Below are 19603 nucleotides of genomic sequence, written 5' to 3'. Positions count from 1 at the left end.
AGGAGGAACACTTTTTTTATGTCGATTGAAGTAGGCAGCAAGTTACAAGGAAAAGTAACAGGTATTACAAATTTTGGTGCGTTCGTGGAGCTGCCAGAAGGCTCAACAGGTTTAGTACACATAAGCGAAGTTGCTGACAATTATGTGAAAGATATTAATGAACATCTAAAGGTTGGCGACGAAGTTGAAGTGAAGGTAATAAATGTTGAGAAAGATGGTAAAATTGGCTTATCAATTAAAAAAGCAAAGGAGTCACCGCGACCTCCTCGTAAAGGCAGTAATCGCCCTCCAAGGGATTTCCGTCCAAAAGAGAATTTTGAGCAGAAGATGGCCCGTTTCCTAAAAGAAAGTGAAGACCGATTATCATCTTTAAAACGGAACACAGAGTCAAAACGAGGTGGACGAGGAGCACGAAGAGGATAACTTGCTGCTGATCATTTTATAGTGCGTATTCAAAAAGGATAAAGAATGAGGCAGTATACCTTGCATTTTTAGAAGAGCTATTTTACTGATAACTAATAAAGATACTATGTTTCGAATTGTTAACGTAGAAACATACGATACGTATGTGTCCCGCAAAATAGTGGGAAACCCCCTAACAATCGCAAGTGGTATCTTATTCAAGTTTAGACAGTCATTTCTTCTTACTTTTTGAGCAGCCTCTTACAGATAGCCTGGCAGGTAACATGTACATCAAGCACCCACGGGTGCTTTTTTGTTAGGCTCTCTTCGTAAACTTTGTTGCTATTGAGAACAATTTAGGACAACAACAAATAAATTTATACAAAACGAAAAGCAACAACAAATGTGAAAACAGCTTAAGATTTCTTAGTAAACTTTGTTGCTATTGTTATTATATTTGGCTCTCTAACTTTTAGTTGACGTCATTCGTAATTTCTTAATAAATGATATGAAATGAGTTTTTAATGTAATTAAGGTATTGACTAAATTGTTATTCCTTAGTATCATATTCTTTGTCGTATTATGGCGGTGTAGCTCAGCTGGCTAGAGCGTACGGTTCATACCCGTGAGGTCGGGGGTTCGATCCCCTCCGCCGCTATTTATAAAATGTCATATTATCATTTTTTTTGGCCCGTTGGTCAAGTGGTTAAGACACCGCCCTTTCACGGCGGTAACACGGGTTCGAATCCCGTACGGGTCATCGTAAAAGTCAGTTCTTTGATGAACTGGCTTTTTTTATTAGCTTATTTGCGTCAACTTTGTCGCATGAAGTTTATGTGATTGGCATTGTTTTAAAGAGCCAGGATGTGAACAGCTCTAGTTGAATTGTGTTCAATAAAAAAACAAATCCAATTTAACGTTGAAAAGATAATGATGGGATAAATTATCTGAATATTCGATATTATTGTTGCTGGTTTTTAAAAAATAGGCTTAAATTCTTCAGATTATGTATGCTTATTGTATGTTATTAAGAATTGAGTCGAACACTTTTTTATATCTGCATGTTGTTTTGACAAAAAATATTCTGGCTTAGAAGTATAATAACAACCAACTATAAAAAAGTTGGGGAGTGAATAAGTATGGAAAAGACTGAACGGAATGTCATTGAACCTATTACGAACGTGAATTTCAAAAGTACAAGGCTATCGTTTGACAGCTGGATTCAAAAGAACAAGCAAAAACTATTAAAAATAATAATAAACAGAGGGGTTCTTATTGTTTTTATAGGCTTTTTACTTGGACGAGCATTAATATTAGCTGAAGTTACACCATTCGCATTACCTTTTTTTGCTGCCGTATATGTCGTTCAAAAAAATAGAATCTGGTTAGCCCTGCTGGCATTGCTTGTAGGTGGAATTAGTTTATCTTTTCAAACTTCCATATTCATTCTTGCATCAATAGTATTATTTCTATTTTTAAATAACATAACGAGAAGGTTTAGTAAAGATACACTAAAAGTAGTTCCATTCCTCGTGTTCTTATCCTTATGTATGTCCAAGCTCTCAATCTTGTATTTTATAAACAACGAAATTGATCTGTATAATTTGATGTTGGTTGGTGTTGAGTCAGGTCTAGGTTTTATACTAACGTTAATATTTCTACAAAGTGTTACGTTAGTTGCTTTTCGAAAACGAAAACAAACTTTAAAAACGGAAGAAATTATTTCCTTAATTATATTATTGGCTTCTATCATGACAGGTTTGATTGGTTGGTCTATATATGACTTATCAATTGAATATATTGCTTCAAGGTATTTTGTTCTTCTACTTGCATGTGCTGCAGGTGCCACGATTGGAACGACAGTTGGTGTGGTTACCGGGTTAATATTAAGCCTTGCAAACATCGGAAGTCTGTTTCAGATGAGCTTGCTTGCATTTTCTGGATTACTTGGAGGTTTACTAAAAGATGGCCGGAAAATAGGCGTATCAGTTGGACTTCTCATTGGTACTCTTTTATTAGGAATGTATAATGATGCTAATCAGCTTCAAATAAGTGTTATTGAATCTTTATTAGCCATTTTTATATTTCTATTAACTCCTCAATCACTCATTTCGCAAATCGCAAAATATATACCAGGAACAATCGAAAATATGTCTGAGCAACAACAGTATTTACAAAAAGTAAGAGATGTCACTGCAAGTCGTGTATCCCAATTTTCATCAGTTTTTCAAGCTTTATCTAGTAGTTTCGAAAATTACAATCAATCAGCTAATCATATGGATGAGGAAGTTGAAGTTGATTATGTTTTAAGTAATGTCACTTTGAGGACATGCCAATTGTGCTATAAAAAAGATCAATGTTGGACGAACAATCTTAATAAAACATATGATTATTTGAAGAATATTATGCATGAATATGAGCAATCCACATTGGAAGAGAATTATCATTTACAACGTGAGTGGAATAAGCATTGTATAAAACCAGATAAGGTTATAAATGTAATTAAGGATGAGTTGACATTATATTACGCCAATCAGAAGTTAAAAGAACAAATTAGAGAAAGTAGGAAGCTGGTTGCTGAACAGTTGTTAGGCGTATCCCAAGTGATGGGGGACTTTGCTAACGAGATTAAACGTGAAAGAGATAACCATCATGTGCAGGAGGAGCAAATACTAGATGCTGTGCAAGGTTTCGGGGTTGAGATAGGTCATGTCGAAATTTATTGTTTAGAACAAGGGAATATCGACATAGAAATGAGCATTCCATTTTGTAATGGGCGAGGGGAGAGCGAAAAGTTAATTGCACCTATGCTTTCTGATATTTTAAAGGAGACGATCATTGTTACAAAGGAGGAATGTGCAGCTTATCCTAATGGCTATTGCCAGGCAACATTTGGATCAGCAAAGACATACAAAGTTGATACAGGTGTTGCTCATGCAGCGAAAGGTGGAGGGTTAATATCCGGTGATAGTTACTCAACGATTGAATTAGGAGCAGGGAAATTTGCAATTGCAATTAGTGATGGAATGGGAAATGGCCAGAGAGCCCATTCTGAAAGTAATGAGACTCTGGAGTTGTTACAAAAAATTCTAAAGTCGGGGATAGAAGAAAAAGTAGCGATTAAATCTGTAAACTCTGTTCTTTCTTTAAGAACAACGGATGAGATATTTTCTACCCTTGACCTAGCCATGATTGATTTACAAGATGCGAGTGCAAAGTTTTTAAAAATTGGGTCATCACCTAGCTTTATTAAAAGAGGAGAGAAAGTTATTAGTATTTGTGCTAGTAACTTACCTATGGGAATTATTCAAGACTTTGAGGTAGATGTTGTTAGCGAGCAATTGAAAGCAGGAGATTTATTAATAATGATGAGTGACGGAATTTTTGAAGGTCCAAAGCATGTAGAAAATTACGATATTTGGATGAAGCGAAAAATAAAAGATTTACAAACGAAAGATCCTCAACATGTCGCAGATTTAATTATGGAGGAAGTGATCCGTACTCGTTCAGGAAACATTGACGATGATATGACGATCGTAGTAGCAAAGGTTGATCATAACACTCCTAAATGGGCTGCAATACCTGCTCATATGTATGAAAAGAAAGCGCAGTAAAGGTACGAAGTATAAAAACTTTTTATTCAGTCGAAGATGGTAATAACCATTTGAGGAGGGAATAAAAGGTGGATAAAGGTACTTTAAAACAAATATTACTTATTACTGATGGGTGCTCAAATCATGGAGAAGATCCTGTGGCTATGGCAACACTTGCTAAAGAGCAGGGGGTGACAGTTAACGTTATTGGCGTAATGGAAGAGGATAAAATAGATAATCGTGGACTTGCGGAGATAGAAGGCATTTCAATGGCAGGAGGTGGGGTTAGCGAGGTCGTCTATACTAGGCAATTGTCACATACTGTACAAATGGTAACTAGAAAGGCAATGACACAAACATTACAAGGAGTGGTAAACAAAGAATTACAGCACATACTTGGTTCCGGAACTTCAATGGAAGACTTATCACCTGAAAAACGTGGAGAAGTGATGGAGGTGGTGGATGAACTAGGAGAAACTGCTGAGTTAGAAGTTCTTATTCTTGTAGATACGAGCGCTAGTATGAAGCATAAATTACCAACCGTGAAAGAAGCATTGTTGGATTTATCGATTAGTTTAAATGCACGTATTGGCTCGAATCGCTTTTCAGTGTTATCATTTCCAGGCAAAAAGAAAGATGTCGAGAAAGTCCTGGATTGGAATCCACATTTAGATTCATTAACTAAAATATTTCCTAAGTTAACATCAGGAGGAATGACACCTACAGGGCCTGCCATTAGAGAGGCATTGACTTATTTTAAAAAGAAACGATCGTTAAGGAGCTTGATTTCTCGAGATGAACAACCTTTCGAAGAAACAGGCATGTAGTGTACCAGTTGGAACGGTCATTGTCGGTAAGTGGCATAAAAATAAATATAAGATTAAAAGTTTACTTGGTAAAGGTGCTACGGGATCAGTTTATTTATCAGAAAGTCCTACCGGTTTAGTCGCTGTTAAGATTAGTGATAGTAGCATGTCAATATCATCAGAAGTTAATGTACTTAAACATTTTTTGAAGGTCCAGAGGTCATACTTGGGACCTTCTTTGCTAGATGTTGACGATTGGGAGCGTCGTGGCTTTGAGTCTCCTACAGCTTTTTATGTGATGGAATATATAAAAGGAGAGGCATTATTACAATTTATTAAGAGGCGTGGTAATGAATGGATTGGCATATTATGTTTACAATTGTTAGCTGAACTTGACATACTTCATCGTGAAGGATGGGTCTTTGGCGATCTAAAGCCAGATAACCTGTTAGTGACAGCTCCTCCTCCGAAAATAAGGTTACTAGATGTGGGGGGGACGACACTAATAGGGAGATCCATAAAAGAATTTACTGAGTTTTTTGACCGTGGTTATTGGGGAAAGGGTTCTAGAAAAGCTGAACCATCGTATGATTTGTTTGCAGTAGCGATGATCATTATAAATATAGCCTATCCGAATAGATTTTCTAGAAGTAGGAATGGAGGGGATCAACTTAAGAATGCTATAACATCAAATGTATTATTAAGGAAGTATTCAACTGTTTTAGAAAATGCAATAGAAGGGAAATATAGTAGTGCGTCTAATATGAGGAAGGACCTATTATTTGTAATGAATCAGCAATATGTTTCCAATAAGCAAACCACGACCAATCAATCAACTAAGAGTAGCTCAATAAATAATAGAAGGAAAGGCGGAAAAAGGAGTAAGAAAAAGAGCTTTTTAGAATTTACATTATTATTTCTAGTAATAATTGTTGTCTATTGGCTATACATATATAGTCAGTTATTATGAATATGAGTTGCTAGACATCTTTTTTGCAGAAACTTATATAATCATGTACGATAAGGGGACAAGATTCTGTAGAACGAAGAGTAGTAGAGGGTTGAATTGCGGATGATAAATAAGCTAAATGATTTTATTAAACGTCATGAGTTAATTACAGAAAATTCAACGATCATTGTAGGTGTATCAGGAGGACCTGATTCCTTGGCGCTTCTTCACTTGCTTATTGGAATGAAAAGGAACCTCGGTTTAAGGTTAGTTGTAGCTCATGTTGATCATATGTTTCGTGGTAAGCAGTCCGAGAATGAGATGCGTTTTGTTGAACAACATTGTAGCTCACTAGGAATTATTTGTGAAGCAAAACAAATAAATGTGAGTGACTATAAACAAAAAAAGAAAATAAGTACCCAAGTAGCTGCGAGAGAATGCAGGTATCGTTTTTTTTCATCAATGATGAAAAAATATGAAGCTCAATATTTAGCTCTTGGTCATCATGGAGATGATCAAGTTGAGACTGTTTTAATGAAGCTAGTAAGGGGAAGTACAGGGATAGGCTATGCAGGTATTCCAATAAAGAGGCGATTTAGTATTGGTCATATTATTCGCCCCCTATTAAGCTTAAGTAGGGAAGAAATTGAACATTATTGTCAAAGCATTGGGTTAGAGCCCCGTCGAGATCCAAGTAACGATAAGGATGATTACACCCGTAATCGGATTCGACATCATGTACTACCTTATTTAAAACGAGAAAATGAACGAGTACATGAAAGAGTTCAACAATTTAGTGAGATGATGATAGAGGATCAAAATTATTTAAAGGAATTAACAGAAAATGAATTGAATAAAGTAGTGAAGAAGAAAGACAATACTATTATTATTAGTAGAGAGTCTTATCTTAAGTTACCTATTCCTTTACAAAGGAGAGGGATTCAACTAATATTAAAATATCTTTATCAGGAGGTTCCACCTTCTCTTTCCTCAATACATATTAACGACTTTCTAACAGCCCTGAATAATGATCATCCATCAGGAACATTACATTATCCAATGGGTTTAAAAGTTGTTAAATCCTATGATGATTTTATCTTTACATATGATGAAAGAGCAATAAAAGCATATAATTACGTTCATGAGGTTCCTAGTCAAATTGAATTGCCTAATGGTGACCTAATACTTAGTGAAATCATTGAGCAATTACCGAATGGATTAAATGGGAACCATTCAATTGTCATTGACATAAACAGTGTCGAGTTACCGCTAGTTATTCGTACGAGGAAACCTGGCGATAAGATGACATTAAAAGGAACTGACGGGACAAAAAAGATTAAAGATATTTTTATTGATCAAAAAATTCCTTTATATGAAAGGGATGAGTGGCCTGTTGTTGAGGACAGATATGGAAGAATCATTTGGTTACCCGGCTTAAAAAAGTCTTCTTTTGAGACTGAATTTAATGGAAATAAACAATATATTTTATTACAGTTTAAGAAGCACTGATCTTCTAGGAGGAAAGTAGTCATGAATCATGATATTCAAAAAGTATTAGTTACAGAAAAAGAAATTCAAGAAAAAGTAAATGAATTAGGTGAAGTTCTAACAAAAGATTATCAAGAGAAATTCCCACTAGCTATCGGCGTGTTAAAAGGTGCAATGCCTTTTATGGCTGACTTATTAAAAAGAGTTGACACATACCTTGAAATGGACTTTATGGATGTTTCTAGCTATGGTACATCAAGAGTATCATCTGGAGAGGTAAAAATATTAAAGGATTTAGACACATCTGTAGAAGGACGAGATATCTTAATTATCGAAGACATTATCGATAGTGGCTTAACTTTAAGCTATCTAGTGGAATTATTTCGTTATCGCAAGGCAAAATCAATTAAAATTGTTACGCTATTAGATAAACCTTCTGGACGCAAGTCTGATGTAGAAGCAGATTATGTAGGCTTTATTGTACCTGATGAATTTGTTGTAGGTTATGGCTTAGATTACCTTGAGAAATATCGCAATTTGCCATACATAGGGGTCCTTAAACCTGAAGTATACACGGAATCATAAATAATATTTTTAAAAAGCAAAATAATAACAGTAAATTAATTGTATTGGTATGTTTTTCTATGATACTATTGAGTATAGTTTTTTTACCGTGGGAGGAGGTAAGGAATGAATCGGATTTTTCGTAATACTATATTTTATTTATTAATTTTTCTTGTTGTTATTGGTATAGTTGGTGTTTTCAATAATACTAATCAAACAACTGAGGAAATGTCATATGATGTATTCATAGCTAATTTAGAGGACAATAATGTTAAATCTCTTGCAATACAACCTGCACGAGGGGTATATGAGATTAAAGGTCAATTAAGATCTTATGAGAGTGAAGAGCAGTATTTTATTACATACACACCAACACCTTTTTCAGAGGCAATGTTACAACGAATTGATACAATTGCAGCAGAAAATAGTGTAGTCGATTTTGTTCCAGCAAAAGAAACAAGTGGATGGGTTACGTTTTTCACTTCAATCATTCCATTTGTGATCATCATTATTTTATTTTTCTTCTTGCTGAACCAAGCTCAAGGCGGTGGAAGCCGTGTGATGAACTTTGGTAAAAGTAAAGCTAAACTTTATAATGAAGAAAAGAAAAAAGCAAAATTCAAAGATGTGGCTGGTGCTGATGAAGAGAAACAAGAGTTAGTTGAAGTTGTTGAGTTTTTGAAGGACCCTAGAAAATTTGCAGAACTAGGCGCTCGCATCCCAAAAGGTGTTTTACTAGTCGGCCCTCCGGGTACAGGTAAAACATTATTGGCTAGGGCTGTTGCCGGAGAAGCTGGCGTACCTTTCTTCTCCATAAGTGGTTCAGATTTCGTGGAAATGTTTGTTGGTGTCGGTGCATCTCGTGTTCGTGACTTATTTGAAAATGCGAAGAAAAATGCTCCGTGTATCATTTTCATTGATGAGATCGATGCCGTAGGACGTCAACGTGGTGCAGGCCTTGGTGGAGGTCATGACGAGCGTGAACAAACATTAAACCAATTGCTAGTTGAGATGGATGGCTTTGGTGCGAATGAAGGAATTATTATTATAGCAGCAACAAACCGCCCAGATATTTTGGATCCTGCATTACTTCGCCCAGGTCGCTTTGACCGTCAGATTACTGTCGATCGACCAGATGTTAATGGAAGAGAAGCAGTGTTAAAAGTACACGCACGCAATAAACCGCTAGCAGATTCTATTGATTTAAAAGCAATCGCTATGCGTACTCCTGGTTTTTCAGGTGCTGATTTAGAGAACTTATTAAATGAAGCTGCTTTAGTAGCGGCAAGACGCGATAAAAAGAAAATTGATATGCTCGATATGGATGAGGCTACAGACCGTGTAATTGCTGGACCGGCTAAAAAGAGCCGTGTCATCTCTGAAAAGGAACGGAAAATTGTTGCTTACCATGAAGCTGGACATACAATTATCGGTGTTGTACTGGATGAAGCAGATGTCGTACATAAAGTGACGATTGTTCCTAGAGGTCAAGCCGGTGGTTATGCAGTAATGCTACCAAAAGAAGATCGCTACTTTATGACTAAGCCTGAGTTGCTAGATAAAATTACTGGCTTATTAGGTGGACGTGTTGCTGAGGAAATCATTTTCGGTGAAGTGAGTACGGGTGCTCATAACGACTTCCAACGAGCAACTGGTATTGCAAGAAAAATGGTAACAGAATATGGTATGAGTGATAAGCTTGGACCATTACAATTTGGTCAGGCTCAAGGAGGTCAAGTGTTCTTAGGTCGCGATCTTCATAACGAGCAAAACTATAGTGATGCTATTGCACATGACATTGATATGGAGATACAAAGGTTTATTAAAGAATGTTATGAGAAAGCTAAAGACATTTTGACAGAAAACCGTGATAAGCTCGAACTAGTAGCAAAAACCTTACTTGATGTTGAAACACTTGATGCTGAACAAATCAAGTATTTAATAGACAATGGAAGATTACCTGATCGTATTGAAGAGAGCAGTTCTGATGACGTGAAAGTAAACATTAGCTCTAAAAAAGAAGAAACTCCATCTGATGATCAAGATCAACAAGATTAATTTAGCTTTGTGATCGATAAATAGTAAAGATGAAGGGTTAAGAAGATGTCTCGGTTTTTCGAGGCATCTTTTTTGAAGGCTCTTTTCGTATAATTTGTTGCATTTATACAAAATTACGACAGTAAAAAGAAGTCTTGTATAATCATCTTCATATTATAGAAGGAAAAATGCCACGAAACTATAGTTGTATCCGTGTTATATCTTAGAATGAAAAGCAACAATCATTGCGAAAACAGCCTTTTTGAATATGCTTTGGCTCTTCTGTTGTTGGCCAAATCCGATACGTATACTAGCATAAGCTGACACCATGCGCTTTTGTAACCATTTGTGGTATGATGAGGAATATGTTGTTATTTTTATGTAGTGATAGTTTGAAATAACAGTTATTTTGATAAAAGTGGTGATGAAATGATTTTTGTCTTAGATGTCGGGAATACTAATACCGTTTTAGGTGTTTATGAACAAAATGAGCTTAAGTATCATTGGCGGATTGAAACGAGTAGAAATAAAACTGAAGATGAATATGGCATGATTATCAAAGCGTTATTTAAGCACGTAGATTTAGATTTTTCAAACATTGACGGCATCATTATTTCTTCTGTCGTTCCACCAATTATGTTTGCATTGGAAAGAATGTGTCACAAGTATTTTAATATAAATCCGCTAATCGTTGGCCCAGGAATAAAAACAGGTTTAAATATAAAAATAGATAACCCAAGAGAAGTAGGGGCAGATCGAATCGTAAATGCAGTAGCGGGAATGCATTTATATGGTAGTCCACTTATCATTGTCGATTTTGGTACTGCAACAACTTATTGTTACATTAATGAGCAGAAACAATATATGGGTGGGGCTATAGCTCCTGGAATTGCAATTTCAACGGAGGCGCTATATTCCAAAGCAGCTAAGTTACCTAGAATAGAAATTGCGCATACAGATCATGTTATTGGGAAGAACACGGTATCTGCAATGCAATCTGGAATATTGTACGGGTATGTTGGTCAAGTAGAAGGAATTGTAAAGAAAATAAAAGCTCAAGCAAATGTTTTACCAACGGTTATCGCTACAGGTGGACTTGCATCATTAATTGCTGATGAGTCAACTGTTATAGATATTGTCGATCCGTTCTTAACGTTAAAAGGTTTACAACTGATTTATCAAAAGAATCAAGATTCTTATAAAAACTAATGATTTTTTATCATACTTATTGAATCAATTATTATATAGTTGCATCATGTGAAAGGGGTATTAACAACCATGTCAGATTATCTAGTAAAAGCCTTAGCTTATGATGGGCAAGTCAGAATATATTCAGTAAAGACAACAGAAACTGTCGGAGAAGCCCAGCGTCGTCAATATACATGGCCGACAGCCTCAGCCGCATTAGGAAGAACAATGACTGCGGGCGTAATGATGAGTGCGATGTTAAAAGGTGACGAAAAAATTACGATTAAAATAGATGCTGGTGGGCCAATTGGAGCAATTATCGTGGATAGCAATGCATATGGAGAAGTGAGAGGGTATGTATCCAATCCACAAACACACTTCGATCTAAATGAACATGGCAAGCTAGATGTGGCAAGAGCCGTAGGGACAAATGGTTTTTTAACAGTGGTGAAAGATATAGGGTTGCGTGAGAATTTTACTGGTTCAGTTCCGATTGTTTCTGGAGAGTTAGGTGAAGACTTTACATATTATTTTGTAACATCTGAGCAAACCCCATCATCTGTTGGAGTAGGTGTTCTAGTTAACCCTGATAATTCTATTCTTGCTGCAGGTGGGTTTATTATACAACTCATGCCTGGCACAGATGAGGATACGATCGCTGCAATAGAAGAAAGGTTAAATACAATAGAGCCTATATCTAAATTAATTGAAAAAGGGTTATCCCCTGAGCAAATTATATATGAACTAATAGATAAAGAACATGTGAAGATATTAGACAAACAACCAGTAACTTTTAAATGTAACTGTACAAAAGAAAGGTTTGCAAATGCAATTATTAGTTTAGGTCCTAACGAAATAGAAGAAATCATTGTGGAGGAAGGCCAAGCTGAAGCGCAATGCCATTTTTGTAATCAAAAGTATTTGTTTTCAAAAGAAGAACTTGAGGCTCTTAAAAAAGAAGCGATGTAATTGAGTAAGACTCTTTCTAAATAAAGGTTGGTGGGTTTTAAATATGGCTCTTTTCGTGAAATGTTGTTGTTAATAATACGAATCAAGACAGTACAATGAAGACTTGTATGAATCCGTGTTTATTAGTATGAATAACAACAATCATTGCAAAAGCTGCATAAACAATTGTCGTATTCTTTTTAATAATAGCTTCACGGTAACTTTGTTATAGCATAGTAAAATATTTTATTGTGGGACTAACATCATTTACAGATGATAAGATGTTAAGAATATTTGTTGTATACGTGTTTAATTCATAGAACGATAAACAAAAGGTAGATGTCTCGAAAGTTAGCTATACGGATGTCTTGTCTTGTTGTAAAAAAACCATAATGAATACGAAAATAACCTTTAGCAAAATGGAGTGGGTTAACATTGAGTAAAAAAGCGTTATGGATACTTGTTTTTGGCCTTGTAATTGTAAACTGTTTTACAATCTTCATTTTGATTGGTGACAAGCAAGATGTAGTTGATGTTACAAAGCCTGTTAATTTCAATGAAAAGATTATACAAACAGGATCAGAAGAAGTTATCGCATCTGTAGGAAATGAAGATATCTATAGACAACAGTGGCTTAATGAGTTAGAAGCTGAATATGGAAAAGCAACTTTACAAAATATGATCGATAGAAAAGTAATTGAACTATTAGCTGAAAAATATAATATACAAACAGATGAGGAGTCCGTTGAGAGAGAGTTAAAGATGATAAAAAAATATTCCTCACTTGCTAATGATGATTGGGATGACGAGAAATGGAGAGAACAAATCCGTTTCAGCATGTTGCTCGAACAACTACTAACAAAAGATGCAAACGTTCAAGAAGACGAAATAAGAGACCTTTATGAAAAAAACAAAGAATTATATCATATTGAAACAAAGTATCATCTATCACATATCGTTGTAAAAACAAGGGCAGAGGCAGAACAAGTCAATAATGAATTAACAGAGGGGTCCAGCTTTGATGTGCTAGCCATGGAGAAATCTGTTGATGCATTTACCGCTAATTCTGGAGGGGAACTAGGTGTCCTTTCATCTAATAGTAAATTAGTACCTAAAGAGTATTTTGAAACTGCTGAACAATTAAAACAACATGAATGGAGTCAGCCGATAAAAGTAGAAGGTGGTTTTGCAGTCGTTCTTTTACATGAGAAAATAGACGGAATTAACTACACCTTTGAAAGTATGAAGGACCAAATAAGAAGGCAAATAGCACTTGAACAAATGGATGGCCCGATATCTGCACAACCATTTTGGGATGAGGCAGAAGTATCCTGGTTTTATGGTAAAGATGCAAATAAATAAATCTTTTTAAATGAGACTTGAAAATAATTGACAATTTCTATAATTTCGAGTACATTTATTGTATACAAAACAAATCAAAATACTCGGAATTAAGAGGTGATAAAATGAAAATTGTTAATTCTGTTAATGAGTTAATTGGCCAAACACCAATTGTAAAGTTAAACCGCCTTGTCGAAGACAATTCTGCTGAAGTATATTTAAAGTTAGAATTTATGAATCCTGGGAGTAGTGTAAAGGATAGAATTGCTTTAGCAATGATTGAAGCAGCGGAAAAGGAAGGGTTACTAAAACAAGGTGATACAATCGTTGAACCAACAAGTGGTAATACAGGAATTGGTTTAGCGATGGTTGCAGCAGCCAAAGGCTATAAAGCAATCTTAGTAATGCCAGAAACAATGAGTTTAGAAAGAAGAAATTTACTAAAAGCTTACGGTGCTGAAATCGTGTTAACTCCTGGTAGTGAGGGGATGGGCGGAGCGATACGTAAGGCTGGTGAATTACGTGAAGATCACGGATACTTTATGCCACAGCAATTTAAAAATGAGGCGAACCCTGAAGTTCATAAGCTAACTACAGGAGTAGAAATAGTTGAACAAATGGGTGATCAATTAGATGCATTTGTTTCAGGGATAGGAACTGGCGGAACAATTACTGGAGCGGGTTCAGTATTAAAAGATAAATATCCAAATGTAAAAATTGTGGCTGTTGAACCATCAGATTCACCTGTTTTATCTGGAGGTAATCCAGGACCGCATAAAATTCAAGGTATCGGTGCAGGGTTCGTACCAGATATTTTAAATACGGATGTGTATGACGATATTTTGAAGATTACTACTGAAGAAGCATTTGAATATGCACGTCGTGCTGCTAAAGAGGAAGGTATTCTAGGTGGGATATCGTCGGGTGCAGCAATATGTGCGGCATTAAAAGTAGCGAAGCAGCTAGGCAAAGGAAAAAAAGTGTTAGCAATTATCCCAAGTAATGGTGAGAGATATTTGAGTACACCACTTTATCAATTTGAAGAATAGAACTTCATAAGAAATAATTTTTATAAAAACAGCCCCTAACGGAGCTGTTTTTTTATGTTGTTTTCGGATTAAGGAGTGTTTCATATTAAGACATAAAAACGTATAATTTTACGTTCGTACCATCTGTGACAGTTGTCCTTAATTGAATGACGAAATTAACGAGAAGAGCCTTTATTAAGAGGGAAGGTTCTAGCTATAGAGATTAACAGGGAAGATATATTAACTATTATGGTCTTCATAACTCTTTTTTTACATTCATTCGAAATTTTAGATGCTGGAAGGTGAACTCTTAGTGACATTCTTGTACAATAGGCTTATCAGTTTTAGTTTGGAGTAAGGAGTGTGACACAATGCAACAAAGAAGACCTGTAGCTAGGAAATTACCTATCAAAGAAGATGAGTGGTTTAAAAGATATAAATACTTATCAAAAGATGAACCGTATCACATGCTACTTGAAAGTGGCCGTGGGGGGCAATATAGCATAATTGGTCTTAGGCCGTTTGCAACAATTAAAGGAAAAAATAATCAGGTTGAAATTATAGAACATGGTCAACGCTCTACAATAGAAGGAGATCCACTTGTGGTTCTTAAGGAATGGATGAGGAAATATAAAACTGAACATGTACCTAGCTTACCAGATTTTCAGGGTGGTGCTATTGGCTATATAAGCTATGATTATGTTCGGCAAATTGAAAAACTACCTACAGTGGCTGCTGATGATTTACTTACCCCTGATATTTATTTTTTTATTTTTGATGACATTTTTGTTTATGATCATAATGAGAATATATTATGGCTAATGACGATTGATAACGGAGATGATGAAAAAACACAGAAACGTTTAGATCATTATGAGAGGATGTGGAGTGTAGAGATAAGTCATGAACTAAATTTCGCTTACCCTACACAAGAAAGTCAACATCAAAATGTATCAATGTCTGAAGAGGAATTTAAAGAAGCAGTAGAGAAGGTAAAGAATTATATTGCGCAAGGTGATGTCTTTCAGATAAATTTATCCGTACGGCAATCAAAATCAATTACAAAGCACCCTATTGACATTTATGAACAATTACGTGAGTTAAACCCATCCCCATATATGGCATATTTGGAAATGGGTGATGTTCAAATTGTTAGCGGTTCTCCAGAACTTCTGATTAAAAAAGATGGAGAAGTAGTGAGTACGCGTCCAATTGCAGGGACCCGTTCTCGTGGAACAACTCATGAAGAAGATGTTAAGCTTGCCAATGAGCTTATTCAAAATGAGAAGGAACGGGCTGAACATGTTATGCTCGTTGACTTGGAGCGGAATGACTTAGGGAGAGTTTGTCGATATGGAACGGTAGAAGTTGATGAATTTATGGTTATTGAGAAATATTCACATGTAATGCACATCGTCTCAAATGTGAAAGGGAAGTTAGATAAAAATAAGAATGCGTATGATTTAATTAGAGCTGTTTTCCCTGGTGGAACGATAACTGGGGCACCTAAAGTGAGGACGATGGAAATTATAGAAGAGTTAGAACCTGTACGTAGAGGAATGTATACAGGGTCAATTGGTTGGATAGGCTTCTCAGATAATATTGAATTAAACATAGTTATTAGAACAATGGTTGTAAAGGATGGTATTGCTCACATTCAAGCAGGCGCAGGTATTGTAATTGATTCAAATCCAAAATATGAGTATAAAGAGTCATTAAAAAAAGCTAAAGCACTGTGGAAGGCTATTGAATTATGTGAAGCTAAGAAAGTAAACTCATTAGAGTAAATTTGAACATTGAAGCTTGCTAACTTCTCACTAGAAGGGATGCAAAAGCTCTAAAAAAATATTGATGAGGTGACGATAATGATTTTAATGATCGATAATTATGATTCTTTTACGTATAACCTAGTACAATACTTAGGTGAATTAGGAGAAGAGTTGGTAGTAAAGCGTAACGATGAAATAACGGTAAAAGAAATTGAGGAGCTAAACCCAAACTTTATTATGATTTCCCCTGGGCCATGTAGCCCTAATGAAGCAGGTATAAGCCTGGAAACTATTCAATATTTTGCTGGGAAAATTCCGCTTTTCGGAGTGTGTTTAGGACATCAATCGATTGCTCAGGCATTTGGTGGCGATGTTGTAAGAGCTGATAAATTAATGCATGGAAAAACATCTCAAATTTTTCATAATCAAAAAACAATTTTTACAGATATTGAAAATCCTTTAACTGCAACTAGATATCATTCTTTAATTGTGAAAAGAGAGACTTTACCTGATTGTTTTGAAATTACATCTTGGACTGAAGAAGATGAGATTATGGCGATTAGACATAAAACCCTCCCTATTGAAGGTGTTCAATTTCATCCAGAGTCTATTATGACTGCTTTCGGTAAACGACTACTTAAAAATTTTATTGAGCAATATAGGGAAGTAAAATAATCAGTTTATGTATATATACTTAGACGGCAAAATTATAAAAAAAGAAGATGCGAAGATCTCTCCATTTGACCACGGGTATATGTATGGAATAGGTTTGTTTGAGACACTTGCAGTATATGATGGACACCCTTTTTTGTTGGATGACCATCTTTCAAGGTTAAATGAAGGGTTAAACAGTTTAGCGATAGATATAGAGCTGCATCGAGATGAGATTTTCTCAATCATTACTCGTTTACTTAACAAAAATAACCTTTCAAATGCTTACGTTAGATTGAATGTTTCAGCTGGAGTAGGAGATATCGGTTTGTCGGTTGAACATTATACAAAACCTACCGTCATTATATATATAAAACCACTGCAAGTACCAGTTGCTGAAAAAGCTGGTGTATTTCTAAAAACAAAGAGAAATACACCAGAAGGAAAAAGTCGTTTAAAGTCCCATCATTTTTTAAACAATGTTTTTGGGAAGAGAGAGGTAGGAGTAGATGCGACAAAGGAAGGGATATTTCTATCTCAAAAGGGATTTATTGCAGAGGGGATTGTGTCGAACGTTTTTTGGGTAAAGAACGATAAAATCTACACACCTTCTCTGGAAACAGGGATTTTGAACGGAGTTACAAGACAATTTGTAATGACTCTTGCAAAACATAATGGTTTGCATATTGATGAAGGGTTATTTAAACCGGATGAAATGCTAATGGCTGATGAGGTGTTTGTAACAAATTCGATTCAAGAATTGATACCGATATATAAAATAGAACATAGATATTTTCAGGGAAATAAGGGCATGGTTTTTAATACTTTGAAGAAGCAGTACAATGAAACGAAAAAATCGTTATGGAGTAGGGTTGACCTACACAGTTTTTGGAAGGAGTGAAACGAGTGAAAGGTCAACCTTTACAGTTATCATGTGGACCTTATCATCTAGATTTTACAAAGAAGACCTCTATTATGGGTATAGTCAATGCTACACCCGATTCATTTTCAGATGGGGGCAAATATAATTCGATCGAATTAGCTGTAAAGCATGCTGAGAGAATGACTTCTGAAGGTGCTGATATTATTGATATAGGTGGAGAATCTACACGCCCTGGGGCAAATAAAGTGTTGTTAGATGAAGAATTATCAAGAGTTATTCCAGTTGTAAAAGAAGTTGCTGCAAATGTGAATGTGGCGGTATCTATAGATACGTATAAGGCTGAAGTAGCTAAGCAGGCAATTGAGGCTGGTGCTCATATAATTAATGATGTTTGGGGTGCTAAGGCTGATCCAAAAATGGCCGAGGTAGCTGCACATTATCAAGTTCCAATTGTATTAATGCATAATCGGACTAACCGTAATTACCAAAACTTTATTGTTGATGTGCTTAATGATTTGAAAGAGAGTGTGTCTATCGTTAAGTCTGCCGGAGTGAAAGATGATAACATTATTTTAGATCCTGGTGTTGGTTTTGCAAAATCTTTTGAACAGAATCTTGAAATCATACGACATTTAGATGAGTTAAACAAGCTTGGATACCCTGTGTTATTAGGGACATCTCGAAAGTCTTTCATTGGACAAATTTTGGATTTGCCACCAGCTGAACGTGTAGAAGGTACAGGTGCAACTGTTTGTCTTGGTATAGAAAAAGGATGCCACATCGTAAGAGTTCATGATGTTATGCAAATTTCTAGAATGGCCATGATGATGGATGCTTTGATAGGGAAAGGTGTGAAGAACAATCGATAAAATAGTTGTCAATGAAATGATGTTTTATGGATATCATGGGGTATTTACTGAAGAAACAAAATTAGGACAGCGGTTTTTGGTAGATGTTGAGCTTCAACTGGACTTATCAAGTGCCGGTAAAACAGATCAGCTACAAAATACAGTTAACTATGGTGAAGTATATGAAATTTGCCAACGGATTGTGGAGGGAAAACCATATAAATTAATAGAAGCAGTGGGCGAAAGAATTACTGCAGATTTATTAGCAACATTCGTCCAAATAGAAGAATGTACTGTGAAAATAACAAAGCCTGGCCCGCCAATTCCGGGTTATTATAAAGATGTAGCAGTATTCATAACAAGGAGTCGCTAAATGACACGAGAAGCTTATATTGCACTAGGTTCTAATCAAGGTGATAGACAATTATATATGTTTAAGGCTATTAAAAGTTTACAATTGCATCCTCAAATTACTATAACGAAAGCTTCATCAATTTATGAGACAAACCCTGTTGGTTACACGGATCAAGATCAATTTTTGAATATGGTAATTAAAGTTAATACAGACCTTTCAGCACTTGATTTATTAACGATTTGTCAACATACAGAAGAACAATTAGGAAGAAAAAGGGAAATTAGATGGGGTCCTCGAACAATTGACCTTGACATTTTGTTATATAATCAAGAAAATATTGAAACAGAGCAACTTATTGTTCCACATCCACGAATGCTTGAAAGAGCATTCGTCATGGTACCATTGTTAGAGATCGATCAACATGTTGTCCTTGGAAAAGGTGTTGATTCATCGTCGGTTAATATCAACAAATTAATTGATAGAGAAGGGGTACATGTATGGAAACGGAGAATTGGGGAAGACGTATTCGAGCTTTTCGAAAGCTAAAGGGCTATACCCAACAAAGTTTTGCAAAAGATCTTGGGGTTTCAATAACTTTGTTAGGAGAGGTAGAGAGAGGGAATCGATTACCTAGCGAAGAGTTAGTGAAAGATATTTCGGATAAACTTGAGGTAAGTATAGGTGAGTTATCGCCTTTTAGTGACCTATAAGTCAATTATATAGATTAGAAGTATATAACAAGGAGGGACAGAT

General features: G+C 35.7%; 18 protein-coding genes and 2 tRNA genes. All 20 read left to right on the top strand.

The genetic code is table 11. The annotated features are described in order from the left end of the window. The first annotated feature begins 18 nt into the window (after positions 1–18). The 20 genes from V1503_RS10070 to V1503_RS09975 all read left to right on the top strand — a co-directional run bounded on the left by V1503_RS10070 (position 19) and on the right by V1503_RS09975 (position 19560). Positions 19–423, top strand: coding sequence for a S1 domain-containing RNA-binding protein (locus tag V1503_RS10070; protein WP_214484072.1), 405 nt, complete (start codon positions 19–21; stop codon positions 421–423). Positions 424–986: 563 nt separating this feature from the next. Continuing rightward, positions 987–1060: transfer RNA gene (locus tag V1503_RS10065), tRNA-Met, on the top strand. Between the two features lie 30 nt (positions 1061–1090). Next, a tRNA-Glu gene (locus tag V1503_RS10060) sits at positions 1091–1162 on the top strand. A gap of 379 nt (positions 1163–1541) precedes the next feature. Then, positions 1542–4016: a stage II sporulation protein E gene (gene spoIIE / locus V1503_RS10055; RefSeq protein WP_410626638.1), complete on the top strand. Its 2475-nt coding sequence runs from the start codon at positions 1542–1544 to the stop codon at positions 4014–4016. 68 nt (positions 4017–4084) lie between these two features. Next, positions 4085–4822 (top strand): vWA domain-containing protein, encoded by a 738-nt coding sequence (locus V1503_RS10050; protein ID WP_214484070.1) that lies wholly within the window; start codon positions 4085–4087, stop codon positions 4820–4822. Next, entirely contained in the window at positions 4791–5771 is a 981-nt protein-coding gene (gene prkT / locus V1503_RS10045; RefSeq protein ID WP_410626635.1) for a serine/threonine protein kinase PrkT, read from the top strand. Before V1503_RS10050 ends, prkT begins: the two co-directional genes overlap by 32 nt. Positions 5772–5873: 102 nt before the next feature. Then, positions 5874–7259: a tRNA lysidine(34) synthetase TilS gene (gene tilS, locus V1503_RS10040; RefSeq protein WP_410626633.1), complete on the top strand. Its 1386-nt coding sequence runs from the start codon at positions 5874–5876 to the stop codon at positions 7257–7259. Positions 7260–7280: 21 nt separating this feature from the next. Beyond that, positions 7281–7823, top strand: coding sequence for a hypoxanthine phosphoribosyltransferase (gene hpt / locus V1503_RS10035; protein WP_214484068.1), 543 nt, complete (start codon positions 7281–7283; stop codon positions 7821–7823). Between the two features lie 105 nt (positions 7824–7928). Continuing rightward, the gene (gene ftsH / locus V1503_RS10030) at positions 7929–9860 is read left to right on the top strand and encodes an ATP-dependent zinc metalloprotease FtsH (RefSeq protein WP_410626630.1); all 1932 of its coding nucleotides are present in this window, start codon (positions 7929–7931) and stop codon (positions 9858–9860) included. 408 nt (positions 9861–10268) lie between these two features. Continuing rightward, on the top strand, positions 10269–11048 hold the full coding sequence (locus V1503_RS10025; RefSeq protein WP_214484111.1) for a type III pantothenate kinase: 780 nt from the start codon (positions 10269–10271) through the stop codon (positions 11046–11048). Positions 11049–11117: 69 nt separating this feature from the next. Further along, entirely contained in the window at positions 11118–11996 is an 879-nt protein-coding gene (gene hslO / locus V1503_RS10020) for an Hsp33 family molecular chaperone HslO (protein ID WP_410626627.1), read from the top strand. A 414-nt stretch (positions 11997–12410) separates the two neighbouring features. Further along, positions 12411–13337: a peptidyl-prolyl cis-trans isomerase gene (locus V1503_RS10015; RefSeq protein ID WP_410626625.1), complete on the top strand. Its 927-nt coding sequence runs from the start codon at positions 12411–12413 to the stop codon at positions 13335–13337. Between the two features lie 104 nt (positions 13338–13441). Beyond that, positions 13442–14365, top strand: coding sequence for a cysteine synthase A (gene cysK / locus V1503_RS10010; protein WP_214484064.1), 924 nt, complete (start codon positions 13442–13444; stop codon positions 14363–14365). Between the two features lie 350 nt (positions 14366–14715). Next, the gene (trpE, locus tag V1503_RS10005) at positions 14716–16131 is read left to right on the top strand and encodes an anthranilate synthase component I (RefSeq protein WP_410626623.1); all 1416 of its coding nucleotides are present in this window, start codon (positions 14716–14718) and stop codon (positions 16129–16131) included. Between the two features lie 78 nt (positions 16132–16209). Then, the gene (pabA, locus tag V1503_RS10000) at positions 16210–16788 is read left to right on the top strand and encodes an aminodeoxychorismate/anthranilate synthase component II (RefSeq protein ID WP_410626621.1); all 579 of its coding nucleotides are present in this window, start codon (positions 16210–16212) and stop codon (positions 16786–16788) included. A 7-nt stretch (positions 16789–16795) separates the two neighbouring features. After that, positions 16796–17665 (top strand): aminodeoxychorismate lyase, encoded by an 870-nt coding sequence (pabC, locus tag V1503_RS09995; protein WP_410626619.1) that lies wholly within the window; start codon positions 16796–16798, stop codon positions 17663–17665. A gap of 74 nt (positions 17666–17739) precedes the next feature. Further along, the gene (folP, locus tag V1503_RS09990) at positions 17740–18516 is read left to right on the top strand and encodes a dihydropteroate synthase (protein WP_320259616.1); all 777 of its coding nucleotides are present in this window, start codon (positions 17740–17742) and stop codon (positions 18514–18516) included. After that, positions 18509–18868, top strand: coding sequence for a dihydroneopterin aldolase (gene folB / locus V1503_RS09985; protein WP_410629421.1), 360 nt, complete (start codon positions 18509–18511; stop codon positions 18866–18868). Before folP ends, folB begins: the two co-directional genes overlap by 8 nt. Continuing rightward, positions 18869–19396, top strand: a complete 528-nt coding sequence (folK, locus tag V1503_RS09980; RefSeq protein ID WP_410626617.1) for a 2-amino-4-hydroxy-6-hydroxymethyldihydropteridine diphosphokinase — start codon at positions 18869–18871, stop codon at positions 19394–19396. It begins immediately after the preceding gene. Continuing rightward, on the top strand, positions 19348–19560 hold the full coding sequence (locus V1503_RS09975) for a helix-turn-helix domain-containing protein (protein WP_214484059.1): 213 nt from the start codon (positions 19348–19350) through the stop codon (positions 19558–19560). Before folK ends, V1503_RS09975 begins: the two co-directional genes overlap by 49 nt. Positions 19561–19603 lie beyond the last annotated feature (43 nt).

Source organism: Nanhaiella sioensis (assembly GCF_046557775.1).
GTDB lineage: Bacteria > Bacillota > Bacilli > Bacillales > SM2101 > Nanhaiella > Nanhaiella sioensis.
Note: the sequence above shows the minus strand (reverse complement) of the source record. Positions and strands in the feature narration are given on the sequence as shown.